The sequence below is a fragment of the Shewanella mangrovi genome, assembly GCF_000753795.1.
Taxonomy (GTDB): domain Bacteria; phylum Pseudomonadota; class Gammaproteobacteria; order Enterobacterales; family Shewanellaceae; genus Shewanella; species Shewanella mangrovi.
Genome location: NZ_JPEO01000024.1, coordinates 27,641 through 47,116, shown reverse-complemented (window position 1 = coordinate 47,116; position 19,476 = coordinate 27,641). Strand labels below are relative to the sequence as shown.

14 protein-coding genes and 4 tRNA genes are annotated in these 19,476 nt (G+C 49.3%); 8 read left to right on the top strand and 10 right to left on the bottom strand.

What is annotated here, in order from left to right; all coding sequences use genetic code 11:
• The first annotated feature begins 89 nt into the window (after positions 1-89).
• The gene (locus tag HR45_RS17905) at positions 90-719 is read left to right on the top strand and encodes a transglutaminase-like cysteine peptidase (protein ID WP_430742030.1); all 630 of its coding nucleotides are present in this window, start codon (positions 90-92) and stop codon (positions 717-719) included.
• Positions 720-727: 8 nt separating this feature from the next.
• Positions 728-2,647 carry a bifunctional diguanylate cyclase/phosphodiesterase gene (locus HR45_RS17900; RefSeq protein ID WP_037445639.1) on the top strand — a complete coding sequence of 640 codons (1,920 nt, stop codon included), beginning with the start codon at positions 728-730 and terminating at the stop codon, positions 2,645-2,647.
• Between the two features lie 144 nt (positions 2,648-2,791).
• Here HR45_RS17900 and HR45_RS17895 read toward each other — a convergent pair.
• From HR45_RS17895 to HR45_RS17880, 4 genes are all read right to left on the bottom strand, one after another.
• Positions 2,792-2,868, bottom strand: a tRNA-Pro gene (locus HR45_RS17895).
• A 57-nt stretch (positions 2,869-2,925) separates the two neighbouring features.
• Positions 2,926-3,002, bottom strand: a tRNA-Pro gene (locus HR45_RS17890).
• A gap of 50 nt (positions 3,003-3,052) precedes the next feature.
• A tRNA-His gene (locus tag HR45_RS17885) sits at positions 3,053-3,128 on the bottom strand.
• Positions 3,129-3,171: 43 nt separating this feature from the next.
• A tRNA-Arg gene (locus tag HR45_RS17880) sits at positions 3,172-3,248 on the bottom strand.
• 295 nt (positions 3,249-3,543) lie between these two features.
• Between HR45_RS17880 and HR45_RS17875 the strand changes: the two genes are divergently transcribed.
• Complete coding sequence (locus tag HR45_RS17875) at positions 3,544-6,090, top strand: bifunctional diguanylate cyclase/phosphodiesterase (RefSeq protein ID WP_162180665.1); 2,547 nt, start codon at positions 3,544-3,546, stop codon at positions 6,088-6,090.
• A 3-nt stretch (positions 6,091-6,093) separates the two neighbouring features.
• Here the strand turns inward: HR45_RS17875 and rep are convergent, their stop codons facing one another.
• A complete protein-coding gene (rep, locus tag HR45_RS17870; RefSeq protein WP_037445635.1) occupies positions 6,094-8,109 on the bottom strand; it encodes a DNA helicase Rep in 2,016 nt (671 codons plus the stop codon).
• Between the two features lie 196 nt (positions 8,110-8,305).
• Here rep and ubiK point away from each other — a divergent pair, with 196 nt between their 5' ends.
• The gene (gene ubiK, locus HR45_RS17865) at positions 8,306-8,560 is read left to right on the top strand and encodes a ubiquinone biosynthesis accessory factor UbiK (RefSeq protein ID WP_037445633.1); all 255 of its coding nucleotides are present in this window, start codon (positions 8,306-8,308) and stop codon (positions 8,558-8,560) included.
• 58 nt (positions 8,561-8,618) lie between these two features.
• On the opposite strand, the gene HR45_RS17860 is transcribed toward ubiK, so the two are convergent.
• Positions 8,619-9,767 carry an MFS transporter gene (locus tag HR45_RS17860; protein WP_037445632.1) on the bottom strand — a complete coding sequence of 383 codons (1,149 nt, stop codon included), beginning with the start codon at positions 9,765-9,767 and terminating at the stop codon, positions 8,619-8,621.
• A 415-nt stretch (positions 9,768-10,182) separates the two neighbouring features.
• On the opposite strand from HR45_RS17860, the gene HR45_RS17855 reads away from it, so the two are divergent.
• The 3 genes from HR45_RS17855 to HR45_RS17845 all read left to right on the top strand — a co-directional run bounded on the left by HR45_RS17855 (position 10,183) and on the right by HR45_RS17845 (position 12,537).
• Positions 10,183-10,932 (top strand): phosphatase PAP2 family protein, encoded by a 750-nt coding sequence (locus HR45_RS17855; protein WP_052074826.1) that lies wholly within the window; start codon positions 10,183-10,185, stop codon positions 10,930-10,932.
• A gap of 214 nt (positions 10,933-11,146) precedes the next feature.
• Positions 11,147-11,440 (top strand): hypothetical protein, encoded by a 294-nt coding sequence (locus HR45_RS17850; RefSeq protein ID WP_037445631.1) that lies wholly within the window; start codon positions 11,147-11,149, stop codon positions 11,438-11,440.
• A 101-nt stretch (positions 11,441-11,541) separates the two neighbouring features.
• Entirely contained in the window at positions 11,542-12,537 is a 996-nt protein-coding gene (locus tag HR45_RS17845) for an MBL fold metallo-hydrolase (protein ID WP_037445630.1), read from the top strand.
• Positions 12,538-12,846: 309 nt separating this feature from the next.
• On the opposite strand, the gene HR45_RS17840 is transcribed toward HR45_RS17845, so the two are convergent.
• Positions 12,847-13,668, bottom strand: a complete 822-nt coding sequence (locus HR45_RS17840; protein WP_052074825.1) for a type II toxin-antitoxin system death-on-curing family toxin — start codon at positions 13,666-13,668, stop codon at positions 12,847-12,849.
• A 593-nt stretch (positions 13,669-14,261) separates the two neighbouring features.
• On the opposite strand from HR45_RS17840, the gene HR45_RS17835 reads away from it, so the two are divergent.
• Positions 14,262-14,597 carry a hypothetical protein gene (locus HR45_RS17835; RefSeq protein WP_037445629.1) on the top strand — a complete coding sequence of 112 codons (336 nt, stop codon included), beginning with the start codon at positions 14,262-14,264 and terminating at the stop codon, positions 14,595-14,597.
• A 79-nt stretch (positions 14,598-14,676) separates the two neighbouring features.
• On the opposite strand, the gene HR45_RS17830 is transcribed toward HR45_RS17835, so the two are convergent.
• From HR45_RS17830 to ilvD, 3 genes are all read right to left on the bottom strand, one after another.
• Positions 14,677-15,807: a pyridoxal-phosphate-dependent aminotransferase family protein gene (locus HR45_RS17830; RefSeq protein ID WP_037445627.1), complete on the bottom strand. Its 1,131-nt coding sequence runs from the start codon at positions 15,805-15,807 to the stop codon at positions 14,677-14,679.
• 247 nt (positions 15,808-16,054) lie between these two features.
• Positions 16,055-17,605: a threonine ammonia-lyase, biosynthetic gene (ilvA, locus tag HR45_RS17825; RefSeq protein ID WP_037445626.1), complete on the bottom strand. Its 1,551-nt coding sequence runs from the start codon at positions 17,603-17,605 to the stop codon at positions 16,055-16,057.
• A gap of 1 nt (position 17,606) precedes the next feature.
• Entirely contained in the window at positions 17,607-19,463 is a 1,857-nt protein-coding gene (ilvD, locus tag HR45_RS17820; RefSeq protein ID WP_037445625.1) for a dihydroxy-acid dehydratase, read from the bottom strand.
• Positions 19,464-19,476 lie beyond the last annotated feature (13 nt).

The window sequence follows — 19,476 nt, the reverse complement described above, 5'->3', positions numbered from 1 at the left end:
TGACCACCTTGGCTTTTGGCAAACGACCGCTGCGCGCTTTTTTTAGGCGGGTTTGCCATTGCGCCATTGTAACGGCTTTAGTGGTGGTAATCGCCCCACAAGCTGACAATGTTAAACCATTGGATGAAGGCCATATTGTCTCTGTACTGTCAGATAAATATGGCCCACGCGCGGGCTTACGCGCGAAGGCTTGGTTTAAGATTTTGGACAATAGCCAACAGCTTAGCGAGCTGGATAAGCTAAAAGCGGTCAATAATTTTTTTAACCTATTTAGATTTGTTGATGACATTAAACTCTGGGGTGACAGCAACTATTGGGCGACACCGCTGGAGTTTATTGGTGTCAACGGTGGCGATTGTGAAGACTTTTCTATCGCCAAATATTTCACGTTGCTGCAGCTCGGCATCGCAGACGAGAAAATGCGGATCACTATGGTAAAGGCCACCAGCGTAAACCAATACCATATGGTATTAGCCTATTATGCAAAGCCCTCCTCCATCCCGCTTATTCTGGATAATCTCGACCCCATGCTCAAACCTGCAACCCAACGTGGCGACTTGATTCCTGTCTACAGTTTCAACGGTCAACAGTTGTGGCTGAACAAAGAACGCGGCCGAGGTGAACTTGCGGGCTCATCGTCTCGGCTCGAAAAATGGAATGATCTTAAATACAGACTCGGGGTAGACCGTTTGCGTAAACCTCGATTGGTACTGGAGTAGCGATAACAATGACCTTGTTCAGACAGTTATATTCATTGCTCTTTGGGCTGTTTTTGCTAGTTGTCGCTAGCTTGGGCTATGTGCAATTTAATGAAACCCGCAGCTTTCTGACCAAACAAATGGAGTCTGATTTAAATAACACTAGTCACTCATTAGGTTTGATGCTCGTTCCTGCGCTCGAAGCTGGTGATATGGCCACCGTAGAAACGATGGTCAACGTCATCTTTGAAGGTGGCTACTATCAACAGGTGCAACTCACCTGGATGGTTGATGGTAAACAGCAAACTTGGAACAACGCCATTCGCGTTCAGGGCGTACCGCAGTGGTTTATCGATCTCCAATTATTTCCTACCATCGCTAAAGAAAGCACCATTACCTCGGGCTGGATCCAACTGGCACAGCTAAAAATTACAGCTCATCCCGGCTACGGATATAACGAGTTGTGGCGCATTATGAGCAACACCATCATCGTGTTCTCTATTCTGTTTTTGGTCGCCATTCTGACCGCGAGATTTGGGCTCAGCTGGATCTTAAAACCGCTGCACGACATTGCCGAGCATGCCAAAAGTGTTGCCAAACGGGAATTCGGCCCGGATATGGTGCCGCCCAAAACGCGTGAACTTAAAGATGTGGTCGAGGCGTTCAACAGCATGTCGGCGCAATTGAAGCAAATCTTTAATTCGCTCGATCAGGAAGTGTCTGAACTACGTAAAAAGAATCTGGTCGACGCAGTTTCCAATTTGCCTAACCGCCAATACATGACTGGCCGCCTTAATAGCTGGTTGAGTGAGCCTGACAGCGGTGCACTCTTAATGGCACGTTTGTCTTGGTTAGAAGAGGTTCATAGTAAATATGGCTATCAGGTACGTGATGAAACCATCAAGCTGCTCGCAGAAAAACTGCAGCAACAACTCAAAGACGTCGCCGACTCGGTTATTGCCCGTATTTCTGCCTACGAATTTGCATTTTTAATTACCAATGTCGAACGCGAACAGACCAGTAAATACCTGCAAACGTTAATTCGCACCATTAACCAAGAGATGATCAAAGCTGGCAGTAAGCCAAACGAGGATTACGCTATCGGTATTGCCGAGCGCATTGGCCAGTCGTCAGTTTCCAGTATCTTGGCGCAAGCGGACAATGCCCTGCAGCACGCCTTGCAGCAAGGTCGAATTTTCCATTGGTATGAATCACAGCAACAGCAGTTATTCACGCGTGAACAGTGGCGTGTGAAACTGACCGAAGCGATTAACAGCAAGCAATTCCGCTTCCGTTGGCAACCAATTCAACAAGTCGGCAGCAGCAAACTGCTGCAACGTGAGATTTTCTGTCAGCTGCAAATGGAAGATAAGGTAGTGCATGCGGGACAGTTTATGCCGTATGTGGAGTTGTTGTCCTTGGGGAGTCTGATGGATCGCTGCCTAATCGAGAAAATTTTCGAGGACGGCATTATTGAACGTATCGAGCAGCCACTCGCAGTCAACTTAACCCATCAGAGTATTACGGATGTAAACTTCCATGATTGGCTCGCTAAATTCCTCAAAGACAATAATCATCAAGGCTTGCTCACCTTTGAAATTCAGGAAGCCACAATCTACGGCGATACTGAGGCCTGTGAATCATTGTGCCGAATCATTAAGGAATATGGCGCCAGCTTTGGCATTGACCACTTCGGTCGTCAATTTGGTTCCATGACCTACCTTCAGAGCTTCCGCCCGGCCTACGTGAAACTCGATCAGTCCTTCGCCCAGTTTGAAGACAACCTGCATAATGCCGAGCTGTGTCGTGCGCTGGTTAACGTCGCCAAAGGGCTGGATATCAGCGTAATTGTTACGGGTATTCAAGAGCAAACGCAGCTCGCTCGCTTTGATAGTTTCAAAGTACAAGGCTACCAAGGCTTTATCGCACCGCCGGAGAATATTGACTAAGCCAAACAACTCGACATGTCGCGTCCGCTGCAGCATCGGCGCTAGCGGGCGCTGACGTGCTAAGTATGGTGACAAAGACGTCGAATGAGATTAATCGTTCAGAAAGCAGAAAAGCCTCTGCATTGCAGAGGCTTTTCTAGAATTTGGTCGGTGATAAAGGATTCGAACCTTTGACCCTCTGGTCCCAAACCAGATGCGCTACCGGGCTGCGCTAATCACCGAAGGGGTTGTCTTGCGACATGACGTTATACGTTCGTCAACGTTGAAAAGTTCAAAAGTGGTCGGTGATAAAGGATTCGAACCTTTGACCCTCTGGTCCCAAACCAGATGCGCTACCGGGCTGCGCTAATCACCGACATTTTTGACTTTCTTACATTTCGCCATCATTGTATAACGATGGAAAAATGGGGTGGCTGATGGGGCTCGAACCCACGACAACTGGAATCACAATCCAGGGCTCTACCAACTGAGCTACAGCCACCACTGAATTTTGCTAACATTGACTGAGCTACCCTAAACCTAGATGGTGCGCCCAGAAGGATTCGAACCCTCGGCCTCACCCTCCGGAGGGGTGCGCTCTATCCAACTGAGCTATGGGCGCCCTGCCGTGTCAGCGCCGCATATAGTAGGAGTATTTCATCGCCGCGTCTACGGTTATTTTGAATTTTTTGGTTTAGTTGTTCAACTTTTAGCTTAATAGCAATAAACAGATTACTGACGCTCGCCAACAATTTGGCTTGGCACTAAGATGCATTAATGATATTACTAATCAGTTTAGTCAATAAATCAACAATTCCTTTACAAGACGTTACCGCTAAATTGTTCAATGGAATGGCAATATGTCGAACACAGAAGTTCAGAGAGGTAATGTCCGGACGTTAAACTCGGGCATAAAATTGAATAACAAAGATCAATTAGAAGCTGAATTTAAACGCATCGAGTCTGCCCAACAGGCATTGCTCGGTATTTCCGATCTTGCTAACACAGTCAATACTATGCAGGAGTTTTACTACGGCCTGCATCGTCACCTTAAACAATTGATCCCTGCCGATAACTTCTATATTGCGCTGAAAAATCAAGATCGACTGGAATTGCCTTTTTTTGCTGATGAGAAGGACGCTCATCCATCCGAACTCTATCCTGATGAAAGTTTGTCAGACACCTTGAAACGTGGTCTTACAGGCTATGTCATCCGCTCGCAAAAGCCACTGTTGTGCGACGAAGAAATGGCGGAGCACTTAGAAGAACTAGGTGAAATAGATAATCTAGGCTCACCCAGCCACCAGTGGTTTGGCGTTCCGATTACTCACCATGAGATTGTCGTGGGTGTGCTGGTCGTTCAAAGTTACCGGACTGAAATCTCTTATGGCAGCCGCGACCAAGAGTTGATGGTGTTTATCAGCCACCATATTGCCGGGGTGCTCGAACGCCTACGTCACCAGCAACAACTCGAATTAGCAATCGATCAACGCACGCAAGAACTCAGCCATGCCTATGAAAAGCTCAAGCTGGAAGTTTACGAACGCCGCCGCGCCGAAAGATTGCAACGTTCGCTGTTTGAGATTGCCGATTTAGCCACCTCCAACTTGGAAGGCTCTGAATTCTACGCCGAACTCCATCGCGTTATCGGCCATCTGCTACCTGCACAAAACTGCTATATCGCACTGTTGTCAGAAGACAATACGCAGCTAGAGTTTCCGTTCTACGTTTCTCAGCTCAGCAAAGTCCCACCTAAGCCACGGGCGTTAAAAGATGGCTTGGTGGAGTATTTGATCCGCAGCCAACGGCCAATGTTGTTAGATCAAAACGGCCTGCAGAAACTGATCCATCAGGGGGAAATCTACAGTCGCGCGCCAGATCTTAACCAAACCCAGCAGATGAAGCAGTGGATTGGTATTCCGTTGATGATCCAAGGCAGCGTAGGCGGTGCGCTGGCGGTCTATTCGTTCAGTAATGACCAGAAATACCAGTTTAAGGATATGGATCTGCTGACTTTTGTGTCACAGCATATCGCTACCGCCATCGAGCGTAAGTACGCCACTGAAACCTTGAAACGTTCTAATGAAGAGTTGGAAGAAAAGGTTATCGAGCGCACCCGCGAGCTCGCAAGAGCCAACAAAGATTTACAACGGGAAATTTCGCAGCGGCGAAAAGTAGAACTGCAGCTGAAACATGATGCCAGCCACGATGCGCTCACGGGCTTACCAAACCGCATGATGTTTATGGCGCGCTTGCAAGACACGCTGTCCATTCACCAGCGAAGCACCGTCGGCCAGTTCGCCTTACTCTTTATTGACCTCGATCGCTTTAAGCTGGTCAATGACACCTTAGGTCACTTAGAAGGTGATCACTTTCTGGTCGAGACCTCTAAACGACTCGGTTTATGCATTCGCGAACAAGATACACTCGCGCGCCTAGGTGGCGATGAATTCGTAATCCTACTCGATCACCTGCATAGCATTGATGATGCGAAGGATGTAGCCGAACGCATTCTGGCAGAGCTGGCGAAACCCTTTAATCTCAATGGCAAAATGTTCAATTCCGGTGCCAGTATCGGTATCGCCATGAGTGGTCGCCACAACAATGAAACCAGCGAGTCGCTGCTGCGCGACGCCGACACGGCGATGTATATGGCGAAAACCCGCGGCAAAGGCTGTTATGTGGTATTTGATGAGCAATCGCATCAACAGTTACTGCGCAATATTTCCTTAGAAAACGAACTGCGCGCCGCCTTAGAAAACTGTCAAATTCAGTTGAGTTTTGCCAAAGTTGAGTCGCTGCACAACAGCAAAGAAATCGCCCGCGATGTAAAACTCTACTGGCAACATGCGGAATACGGCTTGATTAGTCATGAACATCTGCTCAATCTGGCCGAGCAAGCCAACATGTTGCTCGATTTAGATCGCTATACCATTGAGATGCTTAGTAGCCAATTTAGCTCACTGGCACTGCCGAGCTACACCAGCTTGCATTTGACTATCTCCAGCCAACATCTAACCCACAAACATGCGCTACGTAGCCTGAAAAACTGCCTGCGTAATTGCCAGTTCCCTCTGGATAAATTGTGCCTGTTCTTTAGTGAATTAGCGTTGGCGCGTGATAACGAAAACCATGCCAATGGCTTTGAAGAGTTACGCGAGCTAGATGTGAACTTGGGGATCAGCAGTTTTGGTAGTGGCTATAGCTCTATGGTAACGCTGAGCTTTTTGCCAATTAGTCAGCTGAAACTTGAGCCTGAGTTAGCGCATGGCATTCGTAGCACACGTCACCAGCGGCTGCTTAATGCACTGCGCTTGAGTGCAGAATCGCTCAAGATTGAACTCATCGTCGATGGTGTCAACAGCCAAACACAGGTGAACACTCTGAAGCAGATGGGCTTTGTGGCAGTGCAACACCAGTTGCAGCTCGAACACTTCATCGCCGCAGAACCGCAACTAAACTAAGCGCTATTTCTTAAACATCGCCCGCAGATTGGCAATATTGGCTTTGCCAGTCTGCATCCGTTCTTGCTCGGTTTTCTTCTCCGGTTTGCGATTATCCCAGTGCAGATCGTCTTGTGGCAGTTCGTCGACAAAGCGGCTCACTTGGCTCTGAATCGTTTCACCAAACTGGCGCCGCTCGCGGCATACCACAAAAAAGAGTTCCTGCTGTGCACGGGTAATGCCGACATATGCCAGACGGCGCTCTTCTTCAATATTGTCTTCATCAATGCTGCTTTGATGCGGCAATAAGCCCTCTTCCATGCCGACGATGAACACATAAGGAAACTCCAATCCCTTGGAGGCATGCAGCGTCATCAACTGCACTTGATCGCCAGCTTCATCTTCGTTGTTACGCTCCATCATGTCGCGCAATGTTAACCGGGTCACCACTTCTGGCAGCGTCATTGGCTCGTCGAGATCATCGCCCGCCAGCATTTCAGTCACCCAACGATACAGCTCAGAGATGTTTTTCATGCGCATCTCGGCAGCTTTGGCACTAGGGCTAGATTCGTAGAGATAATCTTCGTAGTTAATGTTACGGATCAGTTGCTTAATGGCATCCACGCCTTCACCGCGCTCAGCAATTTCGCCAGTATCGACAATAAAACGGCCAAATTTAAACAGGCTTTCAATCGCGCCCGGCGCCAAATGCTGCTGCAAACCGGCATCAAAAATCGCCTCAAACATGGAGATATGTTTGCTGTTGGCAAAGTTACCCAGTTTCTCAAGCGTTGCAGGGCCAATACCGCGTTTTGGCAGATTCACCACACGCAGAAATGCATTATCGTCATCCGGGTTCACCACCAAACGTAGGTAAGCCATGATGTCTTTGATTTCCGCTCGCGCAAAAAACGAGGTGCCGCCACTTAAACGATAAGGAATACGGTTGGTCATCAAGGCCCGCTCTAATAAGCGCGACTGATGGTTACCGCGGTACAAAATGGCGTAATCACCAAAGTTAGTTTTGCCCATAAACTTGTGGCGAATAATCTCGGCCACTACCCGCTCGGCTTCCTGCTCTTCGTTGGCGGCATTCAAAATCCGCAGCGGTTCACCGTAAGGTAACTCACTGAACAGCGACTTATCGTAAACGTGTGGATTATTGGCAATGAGAATATTGGCCGCGTGCAAAATCCGCTGACTAGAGCGATAGTTTTGCTCCAGCTTGATCAGCTTCAATTCGGGGAAATCTTTACCCAGCAGCACCAAGTTTTGTGGTTTGGCACCACGCCATGAGTAGATCGATTGGTCATCATCACCCACGACAGTAAATCTTGCACGTTCACCCACCAGCAGTTTTACCAGCTCGTATTGGCTGGTATTGGTGTCTTGGTATTCGTCCACCAGCAGATATTGGATCCGCTTTTGCCAGCGTTTACGCACCTCTTCGTTGAACTGCAGCAGCAAGGTTGGCAGCAAAATCAGGTCGTCAAAATCCAGCGCGTTATAGGCTTTCATATGCTGGGCGTAGCGTTGATACAGCAGCGCAAACAGCTGCTCTTGCTCACCTTTGGCTATTTTACGGGCGCGGTCAGGAATGATCAGTCCGCCTTTCCAGTTGGAAATCGCAGTGGCTAACGCCCGCAGCAAGTCTTTATCTTCTTGCAGCTCTTTCTCGGTTAGCTCTTTCAGCAGTGCCATTGAGTCTTGGTCATCGAACAGCGAAAAGCCCGGCTTTAACCCCAACGCTTTGTGTTCACGCTTGATGATTTCCAGCCCTAGAGTATGAAAGGTAGAAATCCACAGCCCGCGCGCTTCTTTGCGACCAATCGATTGCGATACCCGCTCTTTCATCTCCCGCGCCGCTTTATTGGTAAAGGTCACCGCCGCAATATGGCGCGCCTTATAGCCACAAGTTTGGATCAGATAACCAATCTTGTTGACGATAACGCGCGTTTTGCCACTACCTGCACCAGCAAGTACCAAGCAAGGACCAGAAATGTAATGAACGGCTTCGTTCTGTGCGGGGTTTAACTTCATCAATAACACAAGGCGACAACTATCAGACCGGCAATCATAGCAGACAACCTACCGCCGCGGCGATATCAGCAATGCCTGGCCAGCATCAGTTCGTCACCTGCGCATAACCCCACAACAAAAGCGCGGCAATTATTGGGAGAACCGCAAGGCTTGGGTTACAATTCACCCAAATGGCGTCAACGATGGAAGTATCACTATGATTAACGCGAAAAAGATTGAAGATCTCGCTAAGCAATTGAGCGACAACCTGCCTGCTGGAGTTAAACAGTTTGCCGGTGAATTTGAAGAACGCAGCAAGAGCGTACTGCAGCAGCAACTGCTGAAACTGGATATGGTCTCTCGTGAAGAGTTTGAAGTGCAGCAGCACGTATTGCTGAAAACCCGCGAAAAGCTGGAAGCATTACAAGCCAAAGTGGCTGAACTGGAAGCAAAGTTGAGCCAAGATGCATAAGCATCTGCGCTAACGAAAAAGGCCGCATCAGCGGCCTTTTCTATTTCCAACAATCGCGTTACACATGTGCCACGGGTGTTGGATGCTGTTCCGCTTTACGCAGCAACATCAACAGATACACCAAGGACACACTGGCAATCATAATAAACAGCAGACCGTCGGAAAAACTCTCCATCAAGGCGCCTGTCAAGGTGGGGCCAACTAAGCTGCCCACAGTATAACTGAGTAACAGCGCTTGGTTCATTGGCACCAGTTGATGGTGTTCAACTTTCTCACAAGCCCACGCCATGGCAACGGGATACAAGGTAAAACCGGCCGCCCCCAGGATAAACAAGGCCGGGGTAAGCGCCGCATGCGCCAACATCGCAATACAACCGACAATGACCACAAACACTTGCACACGCAGCACCAGCAAACGCCCAAAACGATCAGCTAATTTGCCGACCGGCCACTGCCCAAAAATACCCGCACTGACCAATAACGCCATCCAAAAGCCCACTGTCGCGTCATCCATCTCTAAATGGTTGAGATACAGTGGCATCAAGCCGTACATGGAGCCGAGCACAATGCCAGAAATCACACAGCCATGAATGCCCAAACGCGCCTTGCGTAATCTCAGCATCGACCATAAATGGGTTTGCTGCTGAGGTGCTGGCTCGCTATTTACAATGCGGGTAAACAGCAGTGGCAACATCGAACTCAACACTAAGGCCACCGCCCATGGTAAAACGTTCATCAGCTCAGTCGACAGCTCGGTCAGTAGCAGTTGTCCGGCGACAGTGCCGAAGTAATACACCATCATATAGGCTGCCAACAGACGGCCACGGTTGCGTGAATGACCACTACACATCAGTGCGCTTTCGACGACCACCCAGATCATGGCGCAGCCAACACCTGCAACAAAGCGCCACAAACACCAGCTGTAAAAACCGATCATAAATCCGAGCCCAATACAGCCCACGGCAAACAGCAGTGACGCCACATAATAACTGCGGTTAAATCCAAGTCGCGTAATCATGCGTCCAGCCAGTAACGTGCCAAGCAAATTACCCGCAAAGTAAGCCGAACTCACCATGCCAACCTGCCAGGTTGCCATGCTTTCACGCGCCAGCCACAGCGGCACTAACGTATTTAAAACTGCGATCGACAGGGTCAACAGCAGTAGACCGCTGAGCAGTAATAGCACCGGTCGAGTGTAAGTAGACATCGATAAATAGGGGTAGGTACATCGAAAAGTGAGCGCATTATTCCACCGGAATAAAGACAGTCAATTGGGGCAAAATAGCCGTTGTGCGCCAACGCAAGCTGATGGTTTAAAAATCTCGCCGATGTTTCGCTAGACAAAAGACATCATATTGAAAAATAAAAATTATTCATTATTCACAATAACTGATTTAGTCATTACGTGATAAAAAAATTCACCAATACTATTTTTTATGTGAAACCGATAAAACGCTGTTAACTCAGACAGATGTCGTCTTTTGGGCTGAGATTGGTAATAACACCACTGACTGCACTCTTCACCCCATCTCGCCGTCCAGTTCCCTTTGAGCAAAAGCTTTACAGCTGATTACCGAGTCTGCGACCATTAACACAGCCAAATTATCTTCGTGTGGAGTGCAATGCCGATTAACCGTGCCAACAAAATCTATTGGTTGTGCAGTTGGCTGTTATTGCTACTGCCACCGCTGCTGATCACCCTTTCGGGCAGACAGCTGTTTCCCTTGCTGGATCTCTCCAGTGGCTTTGCCGAACTTAATTACGCGCTGACAATGACCGGCACCCGCCCTTGGGGCGCCGTCACTAGCGCTATAGTACTGATGCTGGTACTCAGCCAACTGCCAAGACGACAGCGACTACAGATCGGCTGCACCATATTGCTCGCATTGGGGCTGAATATGCTGGTCAGTCACGGCCTGAAACAACTATTCGCCGAACCTCGCCCTTATGTAGAATATCTGGCACAACGCGGTTTACTCAATCTTGAGCAGTTTTATCACACCGATGGCGCCGGGCGAGCGGCCATCTTAGCTGCGCTCTCCAGCAATCAACTCCCCATGCCAATTTCTGCCAACGTCTGGAGCCAATGGCAGTTTGAAACGGGCTACTCCTTTCCTTCAGGTCATACGCTGTTCAGCTGTACGCTGGCGCTCAGTAGCTGCGTGGCCCTCATTCCTCGTAAACGCATAGGGTTACCCTTGCTGTTAGTTTGCTGGGCGTGCTGGGTCAGTCTCAGCCGGCTACTACTTGGTATGCACTGGCCGATTGATGTTTTAGCATCGGCGTTGTTGTCAGGCATCATCTGCGGTGTAAGTTACATGGCAGTGGCCTGCATTACACAGCGTCTCACGCCCGATTCGCCGACGAAATAGCCAGCCAGCTGCTATTGCCATAATTTCGCCACAATTGATCGCCAGATTGCCACAGCACTTGGCCGTCACTCTGCGCTAAGTTATCTCTTCAATGAAACACCGATGAGCCGCGTAACACTCAACGTCAGTAATCAACGCGGCGAAATCGCCTGACTCAGTACCTTGGTAACCCACATTGGACAGGGACGTCCTTATTTTTTAAGAGCAACAATACGTGAAACAAGCAACACATCTATACGCCCATACCAACAGCCTCATTTATGGCAATGCCAGCTACTGGTCACTCTCAGGCGAACACAGTGCGGCGCCAACGAGCCAACGCCACATCGATCTCGACATTATTGGTGATACTGAGCAGGGCTATTTGCTGCTGATCAGCCCCAAAGGGCTCTATACTGCCGAGATGTGGTGCGCCAGCCTGGAAGAAGCCAAACAACACGCTCAACAATGGTTTGCCATTCAAACTGCAGACTGGCGTGACGCCCACCCACTCGCCGCAGCCAGCTAATCGTTAAGAACCTTTGTATCTGACTGATACCCCATGCAACTTTGCAAAATTTGCGACAAAGCGCACAATATGTGGCATATCGCTTAATAAGGAGGTTATCCATGTCGCGTAAGTCTAATCTGAGTCATTATTTGGTTGCCGCAGCATGTACTGCCGCATTACTGCAAGCTCCGCTGAGCTTTGCTAAAAACACCCCACAATACGCACCTCAATTGGTGACCCAACAAGCAGGCGGTTACACCATAAAAGTGGGTGATGTGCGTGTCACTGCATTGAACGATGGCACCGTACCGCAAGATGCCAAAAACTTACTGCGCAATATCAGCCAAGCGCAAATTGATAAGCAACTGGCACACAACTTTCAAAGCAATCCTGTAGAAGGTTCCATCAACGCCTATCTGATCCAACTGCCAGATCACACAGTGTTAGTCGACACCGGTGCTGGCCATATGTTCGGCCCAGATAAAGGCGGCAATGTTGTACCAGATTTGGCAGCATTGGGTATTCAACCAAGTGACATCACCGATATTTTGATCACCCATTCGCACGCAGACCACACCGGCGGTTTACTCAGCGATGGTAAACGCACCTTCCCCAACGCCACAGTGTATGTGGGCAAAGCGGATATCGACTTCTTCTTTGATGACGCCAAAATGAAGGCTTCAAAATACGGCCAAGGCTACTTTGATGGTGCCCGCAACACGCTGAAACCTTATCTGGATGCCAACAAAGTCAAAACCTTTAGCGGCAGTGAACAGGTTCTGCCGGGCATTACTGCCACCGTGCATCCGGGGCATACTCCTGGAGCCGCGTTTTATCGCTTAGACAGCCAAGGCGAAAGCATCACCTTTATCGGCGACATTATTCACATTGCTGCCGTGCAATTTGCCAACCCGAAAGTCACCATCATTTATGACCAAGACCAGAACAAAGCCCAAGCGGTACGCGAACAGGCTTTCGCTGAGTTTGCTAAAGAAGGCGAGCTAGTTGCTGGGCCACACTTGTCATTCCCGGGGATTGGTCATCTACGCCAGAATGGTAGTGGCTATGATTGGGTGCCAGTGGATTATGTGAACCGTGCGGCTAACGGTAAATAGCGTTTACTGAAGAGTGAAGCCGAAAATTGGCTTCACTCTTTATAGATAGGTGGTGTTGCTTAACACAGTGCTTTTCTGCATGTTTCTACTGTGCTGAGAAATTACTTGGTGTTAATCGCCTGCAGCGGGCTTATGCACACGCATCCCAGTGGCACGCTGTAAACTCATCCCTGAGCGCTCGGCCTCGGCATCCATGCCTCGGACGGCCACTCGTCTGCATGTGCTAGGTATTTTGAAGTTGCCTAACAGATATACGCTTTTTAATCGGAGATAACTTTGCTTATGAAAACTACGTATTAATAGTTCATATTATGTCTTTGCTAACTTATTCAAAACCTTCTTATATTTTTGAATAAACTCATCTGGAGGAGTTTCAGTTCCATAAAATAGTGCAGAATCGACACCATCACTATAAGTAAGGTTTGCCTGTTTTCTGATAGATTTTACCAAATTCTTACCGACAGTCCGTCCTGGCCAATATGGGATATGAGCAACTTTGTGGGCAACTCTAACAGTCTCAAAATGGAAAAAGTTTCTTCTTCTGATTTCTTCAACATATTTAACTACATCAACATAATTATTATTATGATTCTCAAAATAAACATTATGTGCTCTTAGAATTCTTTCCAGTTCAGTATATGAAACATTCCTCTCTCCTTTTTCGATTTTTCTAGTCCTTTTCCGTATCCATTCAGTCATCACTTCCACTTCAATATCAGATTGATCATGTCTGATATGTTTATCTTTACGTGCTTTCTTACTACTAACTAAACGATGAGAAGCAACTTTTAACATAAAAGAATAAAGACTGTCCTGATCTGTTCGGTTATTAAATGTAAATCCATTTTTATCTAGATGACATAAAAGAGACACTAGAGCAGTGCGTTTATTTCCATTATGCAATGGATGATTACTACAGATTCCATAACATAAAGAAGCTGCATTACTAATAGGCTCACTATATTTCAACTTCCCGCTAAATCCAGATTGTTGTCTTGCTACCGCAGACTCTAATAACCCCTCATTTTTTATCCCCGGAGGACAAATTGGATCATCAGATTCAGCAGCATCGATTACCAATCTATTGTGAATTTCAATCACATCATCTTTAGTTAAGGTTTCTATTCCCATACATTTATATTCCTTTATTTTGACAGGCCTATGTAAAAATATAGAAAATGCTTAACAGCTGAGTAGATATTGATCAAAAAGCTAGGAGATATACACTTGAAATAGTAAGCAACACCAGCCCCTCGGCGCGGCGGAGAAGCGATGGTGAGGAATGGATTCCGAATCAGAGCGATTTGCGAAGATGGCAAACCAGAAGCGCCGTAGCGTTTCGCGACGTCGGGGCGGCAGGGGGATTGATAAGGGCGAATACTCATCAACGATGAGTATATTCATGAGCGCGAGCCAAGGATGGCGAGCTGGCCGTTAGACATGGATGTCATTCGAAGCCGTCTAGCCCCCTTATCCTCTGGTGTGGAGCGAGTAGCTCCACGACGTTCGCAAGCGCAGCTTGCTATGGCTGCAGAGCCAAACACAAGCCATGCTTCGTACTCAAAAAGATGACAGTGCACATATGTCACCGCGTTAAATAATCCAGCAGGCTTGCGGGCTACCATGACCCTTCAAAAAAATCCAAACTTCAGTTTGGATTTTTCATTTACAACCCCATGTTATAGATGCGAACATCAAACCATCAGCGGCCAAAGGGATAGTGAATGTTGACAGCAAACGAACTTGAGCACGTACTGCGAGTATTACACGCCAACTCGTCAAAGGGCTTGAGCCTACAACAGCTTGCCGACACCACCGAGATTAGCGTTACTCACCTGCAAGAGTTCATCAAACGCCATCGCGAGTACTTTGTCATTATGCCGGATAGCGACTGCTATCAAATCAACCGCTTTGGCCAGCTTAAAGGCGATATTGCCGCTATGGTACAACACTATCAGCAACGTAGCCTGAAGGGCAAAACCAAACCAAGCAATTGGCTATGGCTGGCGCTGATTTTTACCACTAGCATGACCTTATTTACCGCACTGCATAATCAATAATTGCCAGCGACGGTAGGTGTTTTGCCATTAAAAAAGCAGCTCAATGAGCTGCTTTTTCAGTTTTCAGGGTACAAGCAAATTAGCTCAGCACCTCTTCTAACGCGCGTAAACACAGTGCGACATTCTCACGACGGGCGCCATAGCCCATCAAACCGATGCGCCATGCTTTGCCTGCTAAGTCACCAAGACCTGCACCGATTTCAAGATTGTAGTCATTCAGTAAGCGGCTACGTACCGCAGCGTCGTCAACACCTTCCGGAATATACACAGCGTTCAATTGCGGCAGGCGCGAGGCTTCATCCACCACAAACTTGATGCCGAGTTTTTCCAAGCCGGCTTTCAGCAGTTGGTGCATCTGTTGGTGACGCTGCCAAGCGTTTTCTAAACCTTCATCGGCCAGTTTGCGCAGTGATTCATGTAGCGCGTACAAGGCATTCACTGGCGCAGTATGGTGATAGCTGCGTTTGCCGTTACCGCTCCAATAACCCATCACCAAAGATTGGTCGAGGAACCAGCTTTGTACTGCAGTTTTCCGCGCTTTGAGTTTTTCCACTGCCGCCTCAGAGAACGACACTGGCGACAAGCCCGGCACACATGACAAACATTTTTGGCTACCAGAATAGATGGCATCAATGCCCCACTCGTCTACTAGCAGTTCAACGCCACCGAGCGAAGTTACTGAGTCAACAATACTGAGGCAACCGTGTTGTTTCGCCAGCGCGCACAGGGTTTTGGCATCTGACAGCGCACCAGTAGAAGTTTCGGCATGCACGAAGGCGAGGAACTTGGCATCAGGGTTGGCTTCGAGTGCTTGCTTAACGTCTTCGACATTTACTGGCTCACCCCATGGGGTATCGACCACTACTGCCGTGGCACCAATGCGCTCAACGTTTTGGCGCATACGTTCACCAAACACGCCGTTGCGACACACAATCACCTTCTCGCCCGGCTCCACCAAGTTAACAAAGCACGTTTCCATACCTGCGCTACCGGGCGCTGATACCGCAATCGTCATTTGGTTTTTGGTTTGAAACGCATATTGGATCAGCGCTTTTAGCTCATCCATCATGCCGATAAACAGTGGATCTAGGTGGCCAACCGTTGGCCGCGATTGCGCCGCAAGCACTTCAGGATAGATGTCTGAAGGGCCAGGTCCCATCAAAATACGACGAGGTGGATTAAACGCGTTAGTTTGCGGTGCGGCAATCATGCTGAGTCTCCTTGCTGCGTTATCGATACGGATGCTCATGTTTGAGCGAAAAACTGAATTGACCTTATCACAGTTAGCACGCTGACTCTGCTCGGCTTTTGGCTAACGCTGCACTTTTATTGGTAATGACAGCGTGCAGAAAACAAATCCCCCACGCCAGTGAAAACCGTCCGCGGGGGATATGGAGCGCGCCAGTTATGCGTCGCTATTTATGGGCAACTATTTATGCGCCATTACTAGTGAGCAGCTACTTATGTGCTAAAAACAGCTGATACGCCGGGCTGTTGGTTTCATCTTGGTAGGCAAAACCTAATTCATCTAGGAAAGTCGCAAATGCCGCGTCATCGGCTTCTGGCACTTCAAAGCCTGCTAGCACTTGTCCAAAGGCCGCACCGTGGTTGCGATAGTGGAACAAACTGATATTCCACTTACTTTGCAGCGTTTGCAGAAACTTCAGCAGTGCACCGGGATGCTCAGGGAATTCAAAACTGAACAAGCGCTCCTGCAGGGATTCAGGCGGCAAACCGCCGACCATATAGCGCACGTGCAACTTGGCGGTCTCATCTTCAGTCAGATCTTGCACTGCAAAACCGTTGCTGACCAAAGAGCTGATCAATTCATCGAGCTCCGGCTGGCCTTGATTCACTCGAATACCGGCAAACACCACAGCACGGTCGCGACCACTGAAGCGATAGTTGAATTCTGTAATTGCCCGTTTGCCCAAGGTTTCACAGAACTGCAAAAACGCGCCCGGACGTTCCGGAATGGTGACTGCCAAAACCGCTTCTTTGTGCTCACCTAATTCGCAGCGCTCAGACACATAACGCAGGCTGTGGAAATTCACATTAGCGCCACTGAGAATGGCCGCCACTTTGCGCTCTTCGCCTTGGTGCTGCGTCATGTACTTTTTCAGTCCTGCCAATGACAGCGCACCGGCGGGCTCGGCAATCGCACGAGTGTCTTCAAAGATGTCTTTGATGGCAGCGCAGATTTCATCTGAAGTCACCGTAATCACTTCATCGACATAATCTTTTGCCAGACGGAATGGTTCAGCGCCAATACGCTTTACCGCCACACCATCAGCAAACAGGCCGACCTGATCCAAGGTTACCGCTTCACCCGCTTCCATCGCGGCTTTTAAGCAGGCGGCGTCGACAGGTTCGACACCGACGATGGTGACTTCCGGTTTCACGGCTTTGTAGTAAGCGGCGATACCCGCAATTAATCCACCACCGCCAACAGGAACGAACACCACATCGAGATCGCGTTGCTGCTGCAACATCTCTTGGGCGATCGTACCCTGTCCAGCGATAACGGCTTCATCGTCAAATGGCGCGATATACACACGACCTTCATCGCGCGCCAATGACATAGCATATTCGTTAGCTTGGTCAAAAGCCTGACCGTGCAGTACCACGTTGCCGCCGAGGCGGCGCACCGCATCGACTTTAATATCGGGTGTGGTACTCGGCATGACAATCACGGCGCTGATACCACGGCTGGCCGCCGACATCGCAACACCTTGGGCATGGTTACCAGCCGAAGCACAGACCACACCGCATTCAGCTTCTTCAACGCTAAGCTCAGCGATGCGGTTATAGGCGCCACGCAGCTTGAACGAGTGCACTGGCTGCATATCTTCCCGCTTGAGGAACACATCACAGCCGAGCCGTGCCGACAGTTTTTTGAGGTTAGACAGCGGCGTCACCTTAGCAACGTCATAGACGCTAGACAGCAAAATCCGCTGTAAATAATAGTTGGCCAGTGACAGTTGCGACTGGGACGCGAGCGCTAACATATTAATCCTCCAGCATGCTGCGATCGCGTACGGCACCTTTGTCAGCGCTAGTCGCCATCAGGGCGTAGGCTTTCAGCGCCATCGATACTGGGCGTTGACGTGCTACTGGTTTCCACGCTTGGGCGCCTTTGGCTTCCATGGCGGCACGGCGGCTCGCCAATTCCTCAGCGCTAACTTGCAGTGAGATACCGCGTGTTGGAATATCGATTTCGATGATGTCGCCGGTTTCAATCAAGCCAATATCACCGCCAGCGGCTGCTTCTGGAGACACGTGACCGATAGATAAACCTGAAGTACCACCAGAGAAACGACCATCGGTGATCAGCGCACAGGCTTTACCTAAGCCACGTGATTTCAGGTAGCTGGTTGGGTACAACATCTCTTGCATGCCGGGGCCGCCTTTCGGACCTTCGTAGCGAATCACCACCACGTCGCCTGCAACCACTTCGCCGCCGAGAATGCCCGCCACCGAATCTTCTTGGCTTTCATACACACGGGCTTTACCGGTGAATTTCAAAATCGATTCATCCACGCCGGCAGTTTTCACAATACAGCCATTGGCAGCGATGTTACCGAACAGTACCGCCAAACCACCTTCTTGACTGAAAGCGTGTTCACGGCTGCGAATACAACCACTTTCGCGGTTATCGTCCAGCGATTCCCAACGGCAATCTTGGCTAAACGCTACTGTGGTAGGAATACCGGCAGGGCCTGCACGGAAGAACTGTTTGACCGCTTCATCTTGCGTCACGACCACATCGTATTTAGCCAATACTTCAGCCAGGGTGCCGCCGTTGGCCGCAACATGTGGCACGTCAGTATGCAGCAAACCAGCGCGCGCTAACTCACCCAAAATACCCATCACACCACCGGCGCGGTGCACATCTTCCATGTGGTACAGTGGCGTCGATGGCGCCACTTTACACAGGTGTGGCACTTTACGGCTCAGCTGGTCGATGTTTTCCATGGTGAAGTCGACTTCCGCTTCCTGCGCAGCTGCTAATAAGTGCAGTACGGTGTTGGATGAACCGCCCATGGCGATATCCAGCGTCATGGCATTTTCAAACGCTTTGAATGAAGCAATATTGCGCGGCAGTACGCTAGCGTCATCTTGTTGATAGTAACGTTGCGCCAACGCCATTACGCGACGGCCGGCTTCTAGGAACAACTCGCGACGATCGGCGTGAGTCGCTACCAGTGAACCGTTACCCGGCAGTGACAGCCCCAAAGCTTCAGTCAGGCAGTTCATCGAGTTGGCAGTAAACATACCAGAACAAGAACCACAGGTTGGGCAGGCGCTACGTTCAATTTTTTCACTGTCTTCATCTGATACGCGATCATCGGCGGCTGCGACCATGGCATCCACCAAGTCGAGCTTGATGATTTTATCCGACAGCTTGGTTTTACCCGCTTCCATCGGGCCGCCGGAGACAAACACCACGGGGATATTGAGGCGCAACGCGGCCATCAGCATCCCTGGGGTGATTTTGTCGCAGTTGGAGATACACACCAGAGCGTCGGCGCAGTGGGCGTTCACCATATATTCGACGCTATCGGCGATCAGCTCACGTGATGGCAGCGAATAGAGCATGCCGCCATGGCCCATGGCGATACCATCATCCACGGCGATGGTGTTGAATTCTTTGGCGATACCGCCTGCTTCTTCAATGGCAGAAGCCACCAGTGCGCCCATGTCTTTCAGGTGCACGTGGCCTGGCACAAATTGGGTAAAAGAGTTAGCGATGGCGATGATCGGCTTACCAAAATCATTGTCTTTAACTCCGGTGGCACGCCATAAGGCGCGGGCTCCAGCCATATTGCGGCCTTCGGTACTGGTGGCAGAACGTAACTTTGGCATTGCTAACTTCCTT

Bases quoted from the DNA above. Each gene is read 5' to 3' on its own strand.
- HR45_RS17860 (WP_037445632.1), bottom strand. From the start codon at position 9,767: ATGTCTACTTACACTCGACCGGTGCTATTACTGCTCAGCGGTCTACTG.
- HR45_RS17840 (WP_052074825.1), bottom strand. From the start codon at position 13,668: ATGGGAATAGAAACCTTAACTAAAGATGATGTGATTGAAATTCACAAT.
- HR45_RS17900 (WP_037445639.1), top strand. From the start codon at position 728: ATGACCTTGTTCAGACAGTTATATTCATTGCTCTTTGGGCTGTTTTTG.
- HR45_RS17835 (WP_037445629.1), top strand. From the start codon at position 14,262: ATGTTGACAGCAAACGAACTTGAGCACGTACTGCGAGTATTACACGCC.
- rep (WP_037445635.1), bottom strand. From the start codon at position 8,109: ATGAAGTTAAACCCCGCACAGAACGAAGCCGTTCATTACATTTCTGGT.
- ilvA (WP_037445626.1), bottom strand. From the start codon at position 17,605: ATGTTAGCGCTCGCGTCCCAGTCGCAACTGTCACTGGCCAACTATTAT.
- ubiK (WP_037445633.1), top strand. From the start codon at position 8,306: ATGATTAACGCGAAAAAGATTGAAGATCTCGCTAAGCAATTGAGCGAC.
- ilvD (WP_037445625.1), bottom strand. From the start codon at position 19,463: ATGCCAAAGTTACGTTCTGCCACCAGTACCGAAGGCCGCAATATGGCT.
- HR45_RS17855 (WP_052074826.1), top strand. From the start codon at position 10,183: ATGCCGATTAACCGTGCCAACAAAATCTATTGGTTGTGCAGTTGGCTG.
- HR45_RS17830 (WP_037445627.1), bottom strand. From the start codon at position 15,807: ATGATTGCCGCACCGCAAACTAACGCGTTTAATCCACCTCGTCGTATT.
- HR45_RS17845 (WP_037445630.1), top strand. From the start codon at position 11,542: ATGTCGCGTAAGTCTAATCTGAGTCATTATTTGGTTGCCGCAGCATGT.